This is a genomic window from Streptomyces sp. WMMC940, assembly GCF_027460265.1.
Lineage (GTDB): Bacteria > Actinomycetota > Actinomycetes > Streptomycetales > Streptomycetaceae > Streptomyces.
Map to the genome: position 1 here is coordinate 2,981,071 of NZ_JAPZBC010000001.1, position 14,984 is coordinate 2,996,054.

The 14,984-nt window shown below is 70.8% G+C and carries 18 protein-coding genes and 1 pseudogene; 5 read left to right on the forward strand and 14 right to left on the reverse strand.

All coding sequences use genetic code 11. The features are described from left to right. The first annotated feature begins 113 nt into the window (after positions 1-113). Both coaA and O7595_RS33830 read left to right on the forward strand, forming a co-directional pair. Positions 114-1,106: a type I pantothenate kinase gene (coaA, locus tag O7595_RS12990; protein ID WP_269728881.1), complete on the forward strand. Its 993-nt coding sequence runs from the start codon at positions 114-116 to the stop codon at positions 1,104-1,106. A gap of 92 nt (positions 1,107-1,198) precedes the next feature. Continuing rightward, positions 1,199-1,333: pseudogene (locus O7595_RS33830) on the forward strand (DUF389 domain-containing protein); the annotation flags it as partial. 48 nt (positions 1,334-1,381) lie between these two features. Here the strand turns inward: O7595_RS33830 and O7595_RS12995 are convergent. Next, positions 1,382-1,630, reverse strand: coding sequence for a GntR family transcriptional regulator (locus O7595_RS12995; RefSeq protein ID WP_269728882.1), 249 nt, complete (start codon positions 1,628-1,630; stop codon positions 1,382-1,384). 161 nt (positions 1,631-1,791) lie between these two features. On the opposite strand from O7595_RS12995, the gene O7595_RS13000 reads away from it, so the two are divergent. Both O7595_RS13000 and O7595_RS13005 read left to right on the forward strand, forming a co-directional pair. Further along, the gene (locus O7595_RS13000; protein ID WP_332328157.1) at positions 1,792-2,025 is read left to right on the forward strand and encodes a hypothetical protein; all 234 of its coding nucleotides are present in this window, start codon (positions 1,792-1,794) and stop codon (positions 2,023-2,025) included. Beyond that, the gene (locus O7595_RS13005) at positions 2,022-2,219 is read left to right on the forward strand and encodes a hypothetical protein (protein WP_269728883.1); all 198 of its coding nucleotides are present in this window, start codon (positions 2,022-2,024) and stop codon (positions 2,217-2,219) included. Before O7595_RS13000 ends, O7595_RS13005 begins: the two co-directional genes overlap by 4 nt. A 78-nt stretch (positions 2,220-2,297) precedes the next feature. Here O7595_RS13005 and O7595_RS13010 read toward each other — a convergent pair whose 3' ends face one another. From O7595_RS13010 to O7595_RS13030, 5 genes are all read right to left on the reverse strand, one after another. Beyond that, a complete protein-coding gene (locus tag O7595_RS13010) occupies positions 2,298-3,704 on the reverse strand; it encodes an alpha/beta hydrolase family protein (protein WP_269728884.1) in 1,407 nt (468 codons plus the stop codon). An 85-nt stretch (positions 3,705-3,789) separates the two neighbouring features. After that, positions 3,790-5,148, reverse strand: coding sequence for a phosphoglucosamine mutase (gene glmM, locus O7595_RS13015; RefSeq protein ID WP_269728885.1), 1,359 nt, complete (start codon positions 5,146-5,148; stop codon positions 3,790-3,792). A 198-nt stretch (positions 5,149-5,346) separates the two neighbouring features. Beyond that, positions 5,347-5,865: a 30S ribosomal protein S9 gene (gene rpsI, locus O7595_RS13020; protein WP_093656348.1), complete on the reverse strand. Its 519-nt coding sequence runs from the start codon at positions 5,863-5,865 to the stop codon at positions 5,347-5,349. Positions 5,866-5,906: 41 nt separating this feature from the next. Beyond that, on the reverse strand, positions 5,907-6,350 hold the full coding sequence (gene rplM, locus O7595_RS13025; protein WP_017949632.1) for a 50S ribosomal protein L13: 444 nt from the start codon (positions 6,348-6,350) through the stop codon (positions 5,907-5,909). A 294-nt stretch (positions 6,351-6,644) separates the two neighbouring features. Then, on the reverse strand, positions 6,645-8,330 hold the full coding sequence (locus O7595_RS13030; RefSeq protein ID WP_269728886.1) for an ABC-F family ATP-binding cassette domain-containing protein: 1,686 nt from the start codon (positions 8,328-8,330) through the stop codon (positions 6,645-6,647). A 56-nt stretch (positions 8,331-8,386) separates the two neighbouring features. Between O7595_RS13030 and O7595_RS13035 the strand changes: the two genes are divergently transcribed. Continuing rightward, positions 8,387-9,259 (forward strand): hypothetical protein, encoded by an 873-nt coding sequence (locus O7595_RS13035; protein WP_269728887.1) that lies wholly within the window; start codon positions 8,387-8,389, stop codon positions 9,257-9,259. A 311-nt stretch (positions 9,260-9,570) separates the two neighbouring features. Here the strand turns inward: O7595_RS13035 and truA are convergent, their stop codons facing one another. From truA to map, 8 genes are all read right to left on the reverse strand, one after another. After that, positions 9,571-10,440, reverse strand: coding sequence for a tRNA pseudouridine(38-40) synthase TruA (truA, locus tag O7595_RS13040; protein WP_269728888.1), 870 nt, complete (start codon positions 10,438-10,440; stop codon positions 9,571-9,573). Positions 10,441-10,540: 100 nt separating this feature from the next. Beyond that, the gene (gene rplQ, locus O7595_RS13045; RefSeq protein ID WP_269728889.1) at positions 10,541-11,035 is read right to left on the reverse strand and encodes a 50S ribosomal protein L17; all 495 of its coding nucleotides are present in this window, start codon (positions 11,033-11,035) and stop codon (positions 10,541-10,543) included. Between the two features lie 201 nt (positions 11,036-11,236). Next, positions 11,237-12,259 carry a DNA-directed RNA polymerase subunit alpha gene (locus O7595_RS13050; RefSeq protein ID WP_003956430.1) on the reverse strand — a complete coding sequence of 341 codons (1,023 nt, stop codon included), beginning with the start codon at positions 12,257-12,259 and terminating at the stop codon, positions 11,237-11,239. A gap of 198 nt (positions 12,260-12,457) precedes the next feature. After that, positions 12,458-12,862 (reverse strand): 30S ribosomal protein S11, encoded by a 405-nt coding sequence (rpsK, locus tag O7595_RS13055; protein WP_017949643.1) that lies wholly within the window; start codon positions 12,860-12,862, stop codon positions 12,458-12,460. Between the two features lie 65 nt (positions 12,863-12,927). Next, complete coding sequence (gene rpsM, locus O7595_RS13060; protein ID WP_093656368.1) at positions 12,928-13,308, reverse strand: 30S ribosomal protein S13; 381 nt, start codon at positions 13,306-13,308, stop codon at positions 12,928-12,930. Between the two features lie 198 nt (positions 13,309-13,506). Continuing rightward, on the reverse strand, positions 13,507-13,620 hold the full coding sequence (gene rpmJ / locus O7595_RS13065; RefSeq protein ID WP_003956441.1) for a 50S ribosomal protein L36: 114 nt from the start codon (positions 13,618-13,620) through the stop codon (positions 13,507-13,509). 58 nt (positions 13,621-13,678) lie between these two features. Continuing rightward, the gene (infA, locus tag O7595_RS13070; RefSeq protein WP_003956442.1) at positions 13,679-13,900 is read right to left on the reverse strand and encodes a translation initiation factor IF-1; all 222 of its coding nucleotides are present in this window, start codon (positions 13,898-13,900) and stop codon (positions 13,679-13,681) included. Between the two features lie 208 nt (positions 13,901-14,108). Further along, on the reverse strand, positions 14,109-14,945 hold the full coding sequence (gene map / locus O7595_RS13075) for a type I methionyl aminopeptidase (protein ID WP_269728890.1): 837 nt from the start codon (positions 14,943-14,945) through the stop codon (positions 14,109-14,111). Positions 14,946-14,984: the final 39 nt, after the last annotated feature.

The window sequence follows — 14,984 nt, forward strand, 5'->3', positions numbered from 1 at the left end:
GGGTGCAACGCTGCCCGAACCGTGATACCCACGTGATCATCCGGAGCCGGGCCCGGCCGCCGCGTGACCGAGCCCACCCCCCACGACCCGCCCGCAGCCCCGACAATGGGCATGTGATCACTTCGCCGCCACGAAGCCGCAGGGGCGACCGGACCGAGGCGTCCCCGTATGTCGACCTGACCCGTGAGGAGTGGAGCGCCCTCCGCGAGAAGACGCCGCTGCCGCTGACCGCCGCCGAGGTCGAGCGGCTCCGCGGCCTCGGTGACGTCATCGACCTGGACGAGGTACGGGACATCTATCTGCCGCTGTCCCGGCTGCTCAACCTGTACGTCGGGGCCACCGCCAATCTCCGCGGCGCCCTCAACACCTTCCTCGGCGAGGCCGGCAACGGCCACGGCACCCAGCGCGGCACCCCGTTCGTCATAGGCGTGGCGGGCTCCGTCGCCGTCGGCAAGTCCACGGTGGCCCGGCTGCTGCAGGCGCTGCTCGCCCGCTGGCCCGAGCACCCCCGCGTCGAACTGGTCACCACCGACGGGTTCCTCTACCCGATGAAGGAGCTCCAGGACCGGGGGCTGATGTCGCGGAAGGGCTTTCCCGAGTCGTACGACCGCCGCGCCCTGACCCGTTTCGTCGCCGACATCAAGGCCGGCAAGGACGAGGTGTCCGCACCCGTCTACTCGCACCTCATCTACGACATCGTCCCGGGCGAGCGGCTGACCGTGCGCCGCCCCGACATCCTGATCGTCGAGGGCCTCAACGTCCTCCAACCCGCCCTGCCCGGCAAGGACGGGCGCACCCGGGTCGGTCTCGCCGACTACTTCGACTTCTCCGTGTACGTGGACGCGCGCCCGGAGGACATCGAACGCTGGTACCTCAACCGCTTCCGCAAGCTGCGCGAGACCGCGTTCCAGGACCCGTCCTCCTACTTCCGCAGGTACACCCAGGTCTCCGAGGAGGAGGCACTGGACTACGCGCGGACGATGTGGCGCACGATCAACGGCGTCAACCTCCAGGAGAACGTGGCCCCGACGCGCGGGCGTGCCACCCTGGTCCTGCGCAAGGGCCCCGACCACAAGGTCCAGCGGCTCTCCCTGCGCAAGCTCTGACCCGCCGCCGGCCGACCGGGCACACGCCGAGGAGCCGCCGGCGGGCTGCACCCTGAGTCTGCCGGTGGTGCCACCCGGTTACGCGCTACGGGCAGGCAGGGGGCTCCAGCCTGCAGCTGCTGCTGAACCTGCTCGGGATCGTCTTGGCGGGGACCCTCACGCTGTTCGTCCAGAAGTGGCTGTGGACGCGCCAGCGCCGGGCTATGTCGAAGCCGGCGGGAGTCTGAGCGTCGCACGAATGGTGCGCGCGAACGATTCGCCAAGGATTCTGTCGCTCAGGCGCCCGTTCCTTTGCCGTCCACGACGAAGACGCCCATGCCCGTCACGGTTTCGACGAGGCCCTCGTCCTTGAGTACCTTCACTGCCTTGCGCAGGGTGTCCCTGGCCACTCCGAATTCCGCTTCGAGTTCGACCAGGCTCGGAATGCGCCGTCCAGGGGGAATCGCGCCGCTCTCGATGCGCTCCCGCAGAAACGCGGCGATCTGCTGATACGGCGGCACGGGGCCTTCCCGGTCAATCCTCATGATCGCGACCGTAGACGGCGGGTGTCCACATTCCATAGCTATCCCAGGGGCTAGACGGGGGTAGTACACCTCCTCTACGCTGCAACGACAAGCCCCGGCGACGGATGCAGCCGTCCCGGGGCATGGCCATCAACCGACCAGGAAACCAAGGAGCCGATGACGTGACCGACCTTATCCCCCGCCTCGCCGCACGGCTGCGGGGTCGGCTGGACCGGCGCTTCCCTCCGGGAGCGGGCCCCGGCAGCACTCCCCCGCCCGCGCCGGTCGCACGCCCGGCGCCGACCCTGCCCGCGCACCGCAGCCCGTACGGCCTGGACGGACCGCTCGACGGGTGCGCGGGCGCGCTGGTGCGCCCGTACCTCGGCGACGCCCTCCTCCGCGAGGCGGCCGCATGAACCGCGACCGCTCTCCGGAACGGCCGCCGCCCGTGCGGATGTGCGTGCGGTGCGAGCAGGTCACGGACGATCCCGTACTGGTGCACGAGGTCCACAGTGCGAGCGGTCCCGGCTGGAACGTGTACGCCTGCCGCCGCTGCGCCCCTCGGTTCCCGCCGCCCGTCGACGTGTTCGACCTGCTGCGGGGCGACTGAACCGGGGCGACCGAGCCCGGAACGACGACGGGGCGGACCCGGCCCGGCGCCGTGCCCGCCCCGGAGCGTCCGGACGGACTACCCCAGCGTCCCCTGCAGCCAGTCGAAGACGACCTCGCAGTGCAGCTGCGGCGCCATCGGCGAGCAGTGCAGCTGCGCACCCTCGGCCGCGGTGAGTTTCAGATAGTCCTTGGGCGCGGTCAGTGCGTCGAACATCTGCTGGGCCTGGCCCGGGTAGAACTGCTCGTCCTCGTAGTCGAGCACGAGCGTCGGCGTCTTGATGCGCGGCACGATGTCCGTGATCGTCAGCGCCTGGATGCGCTTGGCGGGCGTGTAGAAGTCGGTGAAGATCTTGCCCTCGCGGGCGGCGAGCATCGCCGGGATGGAGAAGGGCTCGAAGCGCTTCTTCATCGTCGCGGCGTCTGCGGGAGACATTCCGGGAACGACTTCCTCGTTCCAGATGTTGTTCGTCTCCTCCTTGCTCGGGGTGAGGATCTCCCGGACCTCCGGGGGGAAGCCCAGCCACGGCTCCACGCAGCCGGGCATGGCCACCAGCGCGGCGATCCGGTCCTCGAAGGCCGCGGCCCGGGGCGCCAGGTCACCGGCCATGCTCAGCCCGGTGAGACCGATCTTGGCGGTGTCCACGTCGGAACGCCGCGACAGCCAGTCGAGGAGGGGCCCGACGACCTTCTCCCAGGTCGGGGTGAAGACGACCTGGTCCACGAAGAGCAGCTGGCCCTGGCCGGGGCCGTCGTAGACCAGGGCGTTCCAGCCGCGGTCCAGAGCGGCCGCCACGCCGTAGGTCCACATGTCGACGTTCTGTCCGTCGCTGCCGTTGGTGAGGATCACGGTGGGGCGGCGGGTGTTCGACGGGTCCGGCCGGAAGAACCACACCGGCAGCGGGGTCTTGCCGTACGGGACGTTCGCCTTCACCGGCGCCGGGTCGCACAGGTCGCAGAACTTGTCCCAGGCGCCACGCCCCGCCTTGTACAGGTCCTCCTCGCTGCCCGGGTCGTCCGAGCCGAGGACGAAGAACAGGGCCTGGGCGTAGTACTGCGCGGCGCGCAGCGCACGGAAGCGGGTGGTCTGGTCGTCGGGCTTGCTGCCCGGGGGCGGCCCCATCAGCTTGTCGCCGAGCTCGCGGAAGGTCTTGACGTACGTCTGCGCGGAGAGGCCGGCCTTGTTGACGGTGTTCACCGCGGTCAGGACCTCGCCCACCTCCCCCGCGCTGAACCCGGCCCCGCCGAGAGCCCACAGACAACTGAAGTTGTAGGCCGGTTCCTTGAACAGCGTCATCGCCCCGGGCGTCGGGTCGTCCGCCTGGGGCTGCGGCGGAGTCGCCCCGCTCGGCGTGGGCGCGTTCGCGGGCCTCGCCCCCGACGAGGTGCAGCCGGCCAGTACGGCCGCCCCGGCGCCGCCGAAGATCCCGGCCAGCGCGGAGCGACGGCTGGGCCCTGAAGAGAGGTCAGCTGATGTGTACGTCATACCGGCCGAACGTACGAGCCGTGCCTCCGGGCCGCCGTACGCGACACCCGCCGTTCCCCCGAACGGCGGGCCGCGGAGTCCCGCGTCAGCCCAGCGCGGACTTCACCGCGTCGGCGAGCCGTCCGGCCACCGAGCGGGCCTGCTCGATGTCCGCGGCCTCCACCATCACCCGGACCAGCGGCTCGGTGCCGGAGGGGCGCAGCAGCACCCGGCCGGTGGTACCGAGCTCGCGCTCGGCGTCGCCGACGGCGGCCGCCAGCTCGGCCGACGACGAGACGCGCGACTTGTCGACGTCCGGGACGTTGACCAGGACCTGCGGGAGGCGGTCCATGACGCCGGCCAGCTCCGCCAGGGAACGGCCGGTCGCGGCGACGCGGGCCGCCAGCATCAGCCCGGTGAGCGTGCCGTCTCCGGTGGTGGCGTGGTCGAGGACGATGACGTGGCCGGACTGCTCGCCGCCCAGGGCGTAGCCGTGCTCCTTCATCGACTCCAGCACATAGCGGTCGCCGACGGCCGTCTGCACCAGTTCGACGCCCTCGCGCTCCATCGCCAGCTTGAAGCCCAGATTCGACATCACGGTGGCGACGACGGTGTTGCCGCGCAGCGTACCCGCCTCGCGCATCGCGAGCGCCAGCACCGCGAGGATCTGGTCGCCGTCGACCTCGTTGCCCTCCGCGTCCACGGCGAGGCAGCGGTCGGCGTCGCCGTCGTGGGCGATGCCGAAGTCGGCCCCGTGGTCGACGACCGCGGCCTTCAGCAGGCCGAGGTGGGTCGAACCGCAGTTGCCGTTGATGTTGAGGCCGTCCGGCTCGGCGCCGATCGTGACGACCTCGGCGCCGGCCCGCGCGAACGCCTCGGGCGAGACCCGGGCCGCGGCGCCGTGCGCCTCGTCGAGGACGACCTTGAGCCCGTCCAGCCGGTTCGGCAGCACGGCGATGAGGTGGGCGACGTACTTGTCGAAGCCCTCGTCGTAGTCCCGGACCCGGCCGACGCCCGCGCCGGTCGGACGGTCCCACGGCGCACCGGTGCGGTGCTCCTCGTAGACGGCCTCGATGCGGTCCTCCAGCTCGTCGGCGAGCTTGTGGCCGCCGCGGGCGAAGAACTTGACGCCGTTGTCCGGCATGGCGTTGTGGCTGGCGGAGAGCATCACGCCGAGGTCGGCGCCGAGCACGCCGGTGAGGTACGCCACCGCAGGGGTGGGCAGCACACCGACCCGCAGGACGTCCACGCCCGCGCTCGCGAGACCCGCCACCACGGCGGCCTCCAGGAACTCCCCGGACGCGCGGGGATCACGTCCGACCACCGCCGTCGGCCGATGGCCCTCGAACGTGCCCGCCTCGGCGAGCACGTGCGCCGCCGCGACCGACAGGCCGAGCGCCAGCTCCGCCGTCAGATCCGCGTTCGCGACACCGCGCACACCGTCCGTGCCGAAGAGTCGTCCCACTGGTGTCCTCCGATTGTGCTCCGAAAACGCAGGCCCCGCGGTGTCCCTGCGCGAGGGTGCGGGGTCCCCCGTGTGCCGTTATACGCCGGGGGTACGGGGCCGTGTCACCCCGGGGGCGCCCCGGGTCCGATATACGGAACGCCCCGGCGGCACCGAGTGCCGCCGGGGCGAACGTAGGCCGTACAGGCGAGCAGGCGATTAGCGCTTGCTGTACTGCGGGGCCTTGCGGGCCTTCTTCAGACCGGCCTTCTTCCGCTCGACCGCACGGTCGTCGCGGCGCAGGAAGCCGGCCTTCTTCAGCGGGCCGCGGTTGTTCTCCACGTCCGCCTCGTTCAGCGCGCGGGCCACGCCGAGGCGCAGGGCGCCGGCCTGGCCGGACACGCCGCCACCCGCGATGCGGGCGATGACGTCGTAGCGGTCGTCGAGCTCGAGCACCTTGAAGGGCTCGTTGACTTCCTGCTGGTGCACCTTGTTCGGGAAGTAGTCCTCGAGGGTGCGACCGTTGATCGTCCACTTGCCGGTGCCCGGCACGATGCGGACACGCGCGATGGCGTTCTTGCGGCGGCCCAGGCCGGCGGCCGGCTGCGGCTCGCCGAAGCGGGACGCGAGCGACTCGCTCGTGTACTCGCCCTCGACGGGGGCCTCGGACTCGAAGGTGGTGACCTCGGCGTAGGTCTCTTCGCCCTCGAGCGGGGTCTCGGTGGTGGTCTCGGCCACGATTCTCCTCAGATTCTGTTCGTCTTAGGGGGTGGCCGGACTTACTGCGCGACCTGGGTGATCTCGAACGGGACCGGCTGCTGGGCAGCGTGCGGGTGGTTCTCGCCCGCGTAGACCTTCAGCTTCGAGAGCATCTGACGGCCCAGGGAGTTCTTGGGCAGCATGCCCTTGACGGCCTTCTCGACGGCCTTCTCGGGGTTCTTGTCGAGCAGCTCGTCGTAGCGGACGGAGCGCAGACCACCCGGGTAGCCGGAGTGGCGGTACGCCATCTTCTGGGTCCGCTTGTTGCCGGACAGGTGCACCTTGTCGGCGTTGATGATGATGACGAAGTCACCAGCGTCGACGTGGGGCGCGTAGATCGGCTTGTGCTTGCCGCGCAGGAGGGTGGCAGCGGTCGTGGCCAGACGACCCAGGACGACGTCCTGGGCGTCGATGACGTGCCACTGGCGCGTCACATCGCCGGGCTTGGGGCTGTACGTACGCACGGTCGTAGCCTTCGCTTCTTCAGTGATGGGGATCCCCCGGCTCGCGAGAGCACGGAGGACGGGGTCCTGACAAGGCCACCCGGACGATCACGACAGCCCTGGCCGCACATCGGGGACGCAACCCGAGTGCATGCCGCTGGTCATCGGCCCGGTGGACCGGCGTAAGGGCCCCTCACGTGAGATAGAGCAAGCCAATACGCATAACGAACCAGCAGAATACCCGCGCTCCCCCGCACGGGTCAAAACGCCCCCGTCCCGGCGGCGCGGCCCGGCAGGGCGGCCCCCGGGCCTCCGCTACCGGGCCCGGACCACCCTGCGCTCGTCCCAGACCGGCTCCGGCGCCTCCCTGACCGCCCCGTCCGAGCCGAAGACGAGGAAGCGGTCGAAGGACCGGGCGAACCAGCGGTCGTGCGTCACCGCGAGCACCGTGCCCTCGTACGCCTCCAGGCCCTCCTGCAGCGCCTCCGCGGACTCCAGGTCCAGGTTGTCGGTCGGCTCGTCCAGCAGCAGCGCGGTCGCGCCGCGCAGCTCCAGCAGCAGGATCTGGAAGCGGGCCTGCTGCCCTCCCGAGAGCCGGTCGAACGTCTGGTCGCCCTGGCGCTCCAGCTCGTAGCGGCGCAGGGCGCTCATCGCGCCGCCGCGGTCCTTGGCGTGCTCGGTCCACAGGATGTCGACGAGCGTGCGGCCGAGCAGTTCCGGGTGGGCGTGGGTCTGGGCGAAGTGCCCGGGCACCACCCGGGCGCCCAGCTTCCACGTCCCCGTGTGGGCCACGTCCTCCCCCGCCAGCAGCCGCAGGAAGTGGGACTTGCCCGAACCGTTCGAGCCGAGCACGGCGACCCGCTCGCCGTAGAAGACCTCCAGCGAGAAGGGTTTCATCAGCCCCGTCAGCTCCAGGTCCTCGCAGGTCACGGCTCGTACGCCGGTCCGGCCGCCGCGCAGCCGCATCCGGATGTCCTGCTCGCGCGGCGGCTCCGGCGGCGGGCCGGCCTCCTCGAACTTCCTGAACCGCGTCTGCATCGCGCGGTACCGCGACGCCATGTCGGGGCTGATCGCCGCCTGCTGGCGCAGCTTGTGGACCAGGGCCTTCAGCCGGGCGTGCTCCTCCTCCCAGCGCCGCTTCAGCTCCTCGAAGCGCGCGAACCGCTCCCGCCGGGCCTCGTGGAAGGTGCCGAAGCCGCCGCCGTGGACCCAGACGTCGCTGCCCGCGGGCCCCGGCTCCACGGCCACGATCTTCTGCGCGGCCGTGGCCAGCAGCTCCCGGTCGTGCGAGACGAAGAGCACGGTCTTGCGGGTCTCCCGAAGCCGGTCCTCCAGCCAACGCTTGCCCGGTACGTCCAGATAGTTGTCCGGCTCGTCGAGCAGCAGCACCTCGTCCGGGCCGCGCAGCAGCGCCTCCAGCACCAGCCGCTTCTGCTCGCCGCCGGACAGTGTGCTCACCAGGCGCCACTGTGCCTTCTCGTAGGGAACGCCCAGCGCGGCCGTGGTGCACATGTCCCAGACGGTCTCGGCCTCGTACCCCTGCACCTCGGCCCAGTCGCTGAGCGCCTGCGCGTACCGCATCTGCGCGGCCTCGTCGTCGACGCTCGTGGGCTGATCTTCCGGGGGACACCCCCGGATCCCCATCCGGTGCTCTGCCTCGTCGACCGCGCGCGCCGCGTCCCTGATCCTCGGCGGCGCGACCGAGACCAGCAGGTCCCGGACCGTGCGCTCGTCCCTCCCCCGTGGCCCTCCGGGCACGGGAGGCGCCCCCACGGAACCCACGAACTGCGGCATCACACCGAGGCCGCCGCTCACCGACACCGTGCCGCCGTGCGGCCTCAGCTCACCCGAGAGCAGGCGCAGCAGGGTCGTCTTGCCCGCGCCGTTCGCCCCGACCAGGGCGACGACCGACCCCTCGCCCACCCGGAACGACACGTCGCCGAGCAGCACCCTCCCGTCCGGGAGGAAGTACTCCAGATGCGCGGCCTCGAGATGTCCCATGGTGGGCATTCTCACCGCAGGACATGCTCACGCCCAACAGGTTTAGGATGCGCGGCATGAGCTTTGGGGGATCGCAGTGGCCGCAGGACCCGCGGCAGCCGTACCAGTCCTACGAGGAGCCGGCGTCCTCGACGCCCGACTGGGCGGCGCTGGCCGACGCCTCCGCCGCACGGGCCCGCCGCAGGAGGTGGCTGCTCATCGGGGCGGGCGGTGTCGCGACGGCGGCCGTCACCGCGCTCGTGGCCACGGCCGTCGTCTTCACCAACGACGCGGCGCCCTCCGGCAAGAACGCCAGTGACCTGCCCACGGCTCCCGAGCTGCCGAACGAGACCACACAGCCGGAGCCGTCGTTCTCGACGGTCGCTCCCCCGCCGCCGCCGAACCCCAAGGACTTCGTCTCCAGCGCGAAGAAGGACACCGCGCCGCTGAGCGCCGACACCCTCTTCCCGGGGAAGAGGCTCACGATGGGCGACCGGGTCTACGCCAAGGGCCCCACGGCCGGCACCAAGAACTGCGCCTCCGCGACCCGGGCCTCACTGGGCGCGGCGCTCCGCTCGCACGGCTGCGACCAGGTCATCCGCGCCACCTACACCAAGGACGGCGTGGCCGTCACCATCGGCGTCGCCGTCTTCCCCACGGAGGCGCAGGCCCAGGCGGCCGTGAAGCAGTCCGCCCGCAGCATCGCCCCGCTCTCCGGCTCGGGCGTCGCCGCCTTCTGCAAGGGTGGGCCGGTGTGCCGCTTCGTGGGCAACTCCTACGGCCGGTACGCCTACTTCACCGCCACCGGCTACGTCAGCGGAAAGTCCGTCACCAAGGGCGACAGCAAGGCGTTCCAGCCGGGCGACGACCTCGCGGAGTTCACGTTCCGCCAGATCGTGCGCCGCGGCGAGATGCAGGCGTCCGCCGCGGCCACGGCCCCGGCGGGCTGACGGCCCCCGACCGCGCCGGCGCGGCCTCGTCGAGCGGCGGCGCGCCTCCTGCCGCCGTCCGGCGGACCGCTGCTCCCCGGTCTGGGACGCCGTGATCCCCCGCCGGTTCCGGGGAACTCCGGCGCGGTCCCGCCCCGGCCGAACGCACGGAGGCGGAACGACCGCGCCCCTGCCGGGGCCGGATGCGCCGGGAGGCACCAGGTCGAGGGCGGGGCACCGCCGCGTCACGTTTCGTCCCCGGAACCCGCCCCGACGCGAGGGAGGGTGCCGAGGACGAGGGGGCGGCGAAACCCGCACAGCGGGCCGCCGGCTCAGCAGCAGCCGGCCGCCCCCGCGCGCCGGGCCGGAAGCGTGCGCCGGTTCCGCGCCTCCAGGTTCCTGGCGGCCAGCAGTTCGTCGGCGGGATAACCGACTTCCTCCAGCGTGAGCCCGTGCGGCCGCACGACGTGGACCGCCGAGTCACGGACACCGGCGGCCAGGACCTTCGCCGGCCAGTCCGCCGGCCGGTGGCCGTCGCCGACGAACAGCATCGCGCCGACGAGCGAGCGGACCATGTTGTGGCAGAAGGCGTCGGCCTTCACGGTCGCGGTCAGGATCCCGGACGCGTCGCGCTCCCAGCGCAGCTCCTGGAGCGTCCGGATGGTGGTGGCACCCTCGCGCTTCTTGCAGTACGCGGCGAAGTCGTGCTCCCCGAGGAGCCGTTCGGCCGCCGCGTTCATGGAATCCAGGTCCAGCGGCCAGTCGTGCCACAGCACATGGCCCCGCAACAGCGGGTCGACGCCCGCCGGGTGGTCGGTGACGCGGTAGGCGTAGCGCCGCCAGACCGCCGAGAAGCGGGCGTTGAAGCCGGCGGGGGCCTCCTCGGCCTTCCACACCCGGACGTCGTGGGGCAGCCGGCCCGCCAGACGCCGCAGCAGCTTCTCCCGGTGCTCGGCCCAGAGGTCCTGCGGCAGGTCGACGTGCGCGACCTGGCCGCGGGCGTGCACACCGGCGTCCGTGCGGCCTGCGACGGTCAGCTCGTACGCGTCCTGTGAACGGGTGACGGTACGGATCGCGTCCTCGATCTCGCCCTGGACCGTCCGCTGCCCACGCGTCTGCCGGGCCCAGCCCGAGAAGTCCCTGCCGTCGTAGGACAGGTCCAGCCGCACCCGCACGAACCCGGGCCTCACGTCATCGCTCACGTCTCGTATGCCTCTCAGGTCCTCTCAAGGGAACGGGCCCGCCCCCGGAAAAGATGGGGAACGGGCCCGTCCGTCAGCCGTAGAGCCGTCTCGGAACGCCTCAGGCGTCCTTCGACTCCTCGGCCGGAGCCTCGGCGGCGTCCTCGGCCTTGGTCTCCTCGGCCTTGGCCTCGTCGGCCTCCTTGACCGCGCGCTTGGCGGCGGCCTCGGCCTCGGCGACGGTGGCCTTCTTCGCGATCTCGCCCTCGACGAGCTCGATCACGGCCATCGGGGCGTTGTCACCACGGCGGTTGCCGATCTTGGTGATCCGGGTGTAGCCACCCGGACGCTCGGCGTAACGCGGGGCGATCTCGGTGAAGAGCGTGTGGACGATGCTCTTGTCCGTGATCGTCTGCAGCACCAGGCGACGGTTGTGGATGTCGCCCTTCTTCGCCTTCGTGATCAGACGCTCCGCGACGGGGCGCAGGCGGCGGGCCTTGGCCTCGGTCGTGGTGATGCGGCCGTGCTCGAAGAGCGACTTCGCGAGGTTCGCGAGAAGCAGCTTCTCGTGCGCGGCGCTGCCGCCCAGACGGGCACCCTTGGCGGGCTTCGGCATGGTTCTTCTCCTTCTGATCTGCACCGGCCGTGTCAGGTACCGGTGTCAGCCTGTGCGAGAGGCTCGCGCCCCTCGCGCACCCCCCGGCGGTGCCGGGGACATCCGTGCCGGGCTCGCGCCCGGAGCCCGGGGCCGTGGCCCCGGAGGCAGCCACCCCGGCGGGGTGCGGGGCGCACGGCCCCGCACCCCGCCGGGAGGTGCTCAGTACTGCTCGGTCTCGACGAAACCGGCGTCCGCGTCGTCGTCCGCGCCGAAGGCGTCGGCGGCGGCGGTCGGGTCGAATCCGGGCGGGCTGTCCTTGAGGGCCAGGCCCATGCCGGCCAGCTTCGCCTTGACCTCGTCGATCGACTTCGCACCGAAGTTGCGGATGTCGAGGAGGTCGGCCTCGGAGCGGGCGACGAGCTCACCCACGGAGTGGATGCCCTCGCGCTTGAGGCAGTTGTAGGAGCGGACCGTGAGCTCCAGCTCCTCGATCGGCAGCGCCAGGTCGGCGGCCAGGGCGGCGTCCGTCGGGGACGGGCCCATGTCGATGCCCTCGGCGTCGATGTTGAGCTCGCGCGCCAGACCGAACAGCTCGACCAGGGTCTTTCCGGCCGACGCCATGGCGTCGCGCGGGCGCATGGCCTGCTTGGTCTCGACGTCGACGATCAGCTTGTCGAAGTCGGTGCGCTGCTCGACACGGGTGGCCTCGACCTTGTACGTGACCTTGAGCACCGGGGAGTAGATGGAGTCGACCGGGATCCGGCCGATCTCCTGGCCCACCTGCTTGTTCTGCACGGCGGAGACGTAGCCGCGACCGCGCTCGACGGTCAGCTCCATCTCCAGCTTGCCCTTGCCGTTCAGCGTGGCCAGGACCAGGTCGGGGTTGTGGACCTCGACACCGGCCGGGGGCGCGATGTCGGCGGCGGTGACCAGACCCGGGCCCTGCTTGCGCAGGTACATCACGACCGGCTCGTCGTGCTCCGAGGAGACGACCAGCTGCTTGATGTTCAGGATGAGGTCGGTGACGTCCTCCTTGACGCCCGGCACGGTGGTGAACTCGTGCAGGACGCCGTCGATCCGGATGGACGTGACGGCCGCGCCCGGGATCGAGGAGAGGAGCGTACGGCGGAGGGAGTTGCCGAGGGTGTAGCCGAAGCCCGGCTCCAGCGGCTCGATCACGAACCGGGAGCGGTACTCGTCGACGACCTCTTCGGTCAGCGAGGGACGCTGAGCGATCAGCATGTCTGTGATCCTTCAGTCATGGGCGCCCGCTATTTGACGCCCGACTCGACCGGGCCGAGACCCGGCTGTCGAAAATACTGCGTGCTGCAAGGATACGGGCGGCACGTCCCACGAGGGGCCGTACCGCCCGGAGCCTCGGACCGGACGTGACGTGTCGGACACGTCGGCGCCCGGAGTCAGCCGTGCAGCGGCGACGCGTCAGACGCGGCGGCGCTTGGGGGGACGGCAGCCGTTGTGCGGCGTCGGGGTGACGTCCTGGATGGAGCCGACCTCGAGGCCGGTGGCCTGGAGGGAACGGATCGCGGTCTCACGGCCGGAGCCCGGACCCTTGACGAACACGTCGACCTTGCGCATGCCGTGCTCCTGCGCGCGGCGGGCGGCCGACTCGGCGGCCATCTGCGCGGCGAAGGGGGTGGACTTGCGCGAGCCCTTGAAGCCGACGTGGCCGGCGGAGGCCCAGGAGATCACGTTGCCGCTGGGGTCCGTGATCGAGACGATCGTGTTGTTGAACGTGCTCTTGATGTGCGCGTGGCCGTGAGCGACGTTCTTCTTTTCCTTGCGGCGCACCTTCTTGACGGCGCCCTGGCGTCCCTTGGGGGGCATGTATTTCTCCCGTGGAGGTGGTCGGTCCTACAGCGAAGACCGCTGGTAGAGCGTCCTGCTGAGGACTACTTCTTGCCCGGCTTCTTCTTGCCGGCGATGGCGCGACGCGGACCCTTGCGGGTACGGGCGTTCGTGCTGGTGCGCTGACCGTGGACCGGCAGACCGCGACGGTGGCGCAGACCCTGGTAGCAGCCGATCTCGACCTTGCGGCGGATGTCGGCCTGGATCTCGCGACGGAGGTCACCCTCGGTCTTGAGGTTGGCGTCCACGTACTCGCGGATCTTGACGAGGTCCTCTTCGGCCAGGTCACGAACGCGGGTGTTCGGGTTCACACCGGTCGCGGCGAGGGTCTCCTTCGCCAGGGTGCGGCCGATGCCGAAGACATAGGTGAGTGCGACCTCCACGCGCTTGTCGCGCGGGATGTCAACACCGGAAACGCGTGCCATTCAATGGCTCCTGTGGTGTTCGGGGGTCTGCAGCAGAACCGTCCCGGGCCGCCGACCGCTCCCGAAGGAGAGGTGGTACGTCCCGGTCCCCGGCCCCCGCCGGAGGTGCCGCCGGTCCTTGCGGACTGGGCGGGCCCTGCTGGTGAACGTGTTTTGCTCGCGTCGCGCGAAGATCTGCGAAGTGCAGGTCGGCGTGCGTCAGCCCTGGCGCTGCTTGTGGCGCAGGTTGTCGCAGATGACCATGACCCGGCCGTGACGGCGGATCACCTTGCACTTGTCGCAGATCTTCTTGACGCTCGGCTTGACCTTCATGGGATGTGAGGTTCTCCGGGTCAGTGCCAGCACCCCTCGGGAGGGGTGAGGGCAAGATCTACTTGTAGCGGTAGACGATCCGGCCACGCGTCAGGTCGTACGGAGAGAGCTCCACGACGACCCGGTCGTCCGGAAGGATTCGGATGTAGTGCATCCGCATCTTGCCGGAGATGTGCGCGAGGACCTTGTGACCGTTCTGGAGCTCCACCTTGAACATGGCGTTCGGCAGGGACTCGATCACGGTGCCCTCGATCTCGATGGCACCTTGCTTCTTGGCCACGCTTCGCCCTTCGAATCGGCTACCTTGATCGGCTCTTGTCGCCCTTGGACCGCAAGCGGGCATACGGGTACACGCGAACCGACGCATCAGTCTACGTCAGGCCCCTGGAAAAGACGAATCCGTGGAGTTTGCCCAAGGTGGGAGATCCTTAAGCAGAACGGGGGCCGCAGGGTCTCCCCCGCCGCCCCCGGTGTGCCGCGCCGCCCGCTCAGGCCAGCGGGTCCGGCGCCGCCGTGACGCCCAGCTCCGCCAGCTTCGCCCGGCCGCCGTCGACGGCCGTCAGCACCAGCGGGCCCTCCTCCGTCAGCGCCACCGAGTGCTCCCAGTGCGAGGACCAGGTGCCGTCCGTGGTGATCACGGTCCAGTCGTCGGAGAGCACCTCGGTGTGCGGGGTGCCGAGCGACACCATCGGCTCGATCGCCAGGCAGAAGCCCGGGACCAGCTTCGGGCCCTTGCCGCGCTTGCGACTGACGTAGTTCAGCAGATGCGGGTCCATGTGCATCTCGGTGCCGATGCCGTGGCCGCCGTAGTCCTCGATGATGCCGTAGCGGCCGCCGCCCGGCTTCGGCTGGCGGCGGATGTAGGTCTCGATCGCACGGGAGACGTCGACCAGCCGGTTGCCGTTCTTCATGGCGGCGATACCGGCCCACATGGACTCCTCGGTCACCCGGGACAGCTCGACGAGCTCCGGAGCGTGACCGTCGCCCACGAACGCCGTGAACGCCGCGTCGCCGTGCCAGCCGTCGACGATCGCGCCGGCGTCGACGGAGATGATGTCGCCGTCCTTGAGGACCGTCTTCCCGTCCGGGATGCCGTGGACGACGACCTCGTTCACCGAGGTGCAGATGGTGGCGGGGAAACCGCCGTACCCCAGGAAGTTCGACTTCGCGCCGTGGTCGTCGATCACCTTGCGGGCGACCTCGTCCAGGTCCTTCGTCGTCGCGCCGGGGACCGCCGCCTCACGGGTCGCCGCGTGGATGGCGGCGACGACCAGTCCCGCCTCACGCATCTTCGCGATCTGCTCGGGGGTCTTGATCTGCACCATGAGGGCCGGCGCCTTTCAGAGTCGGAGAGTGGTTCGGCG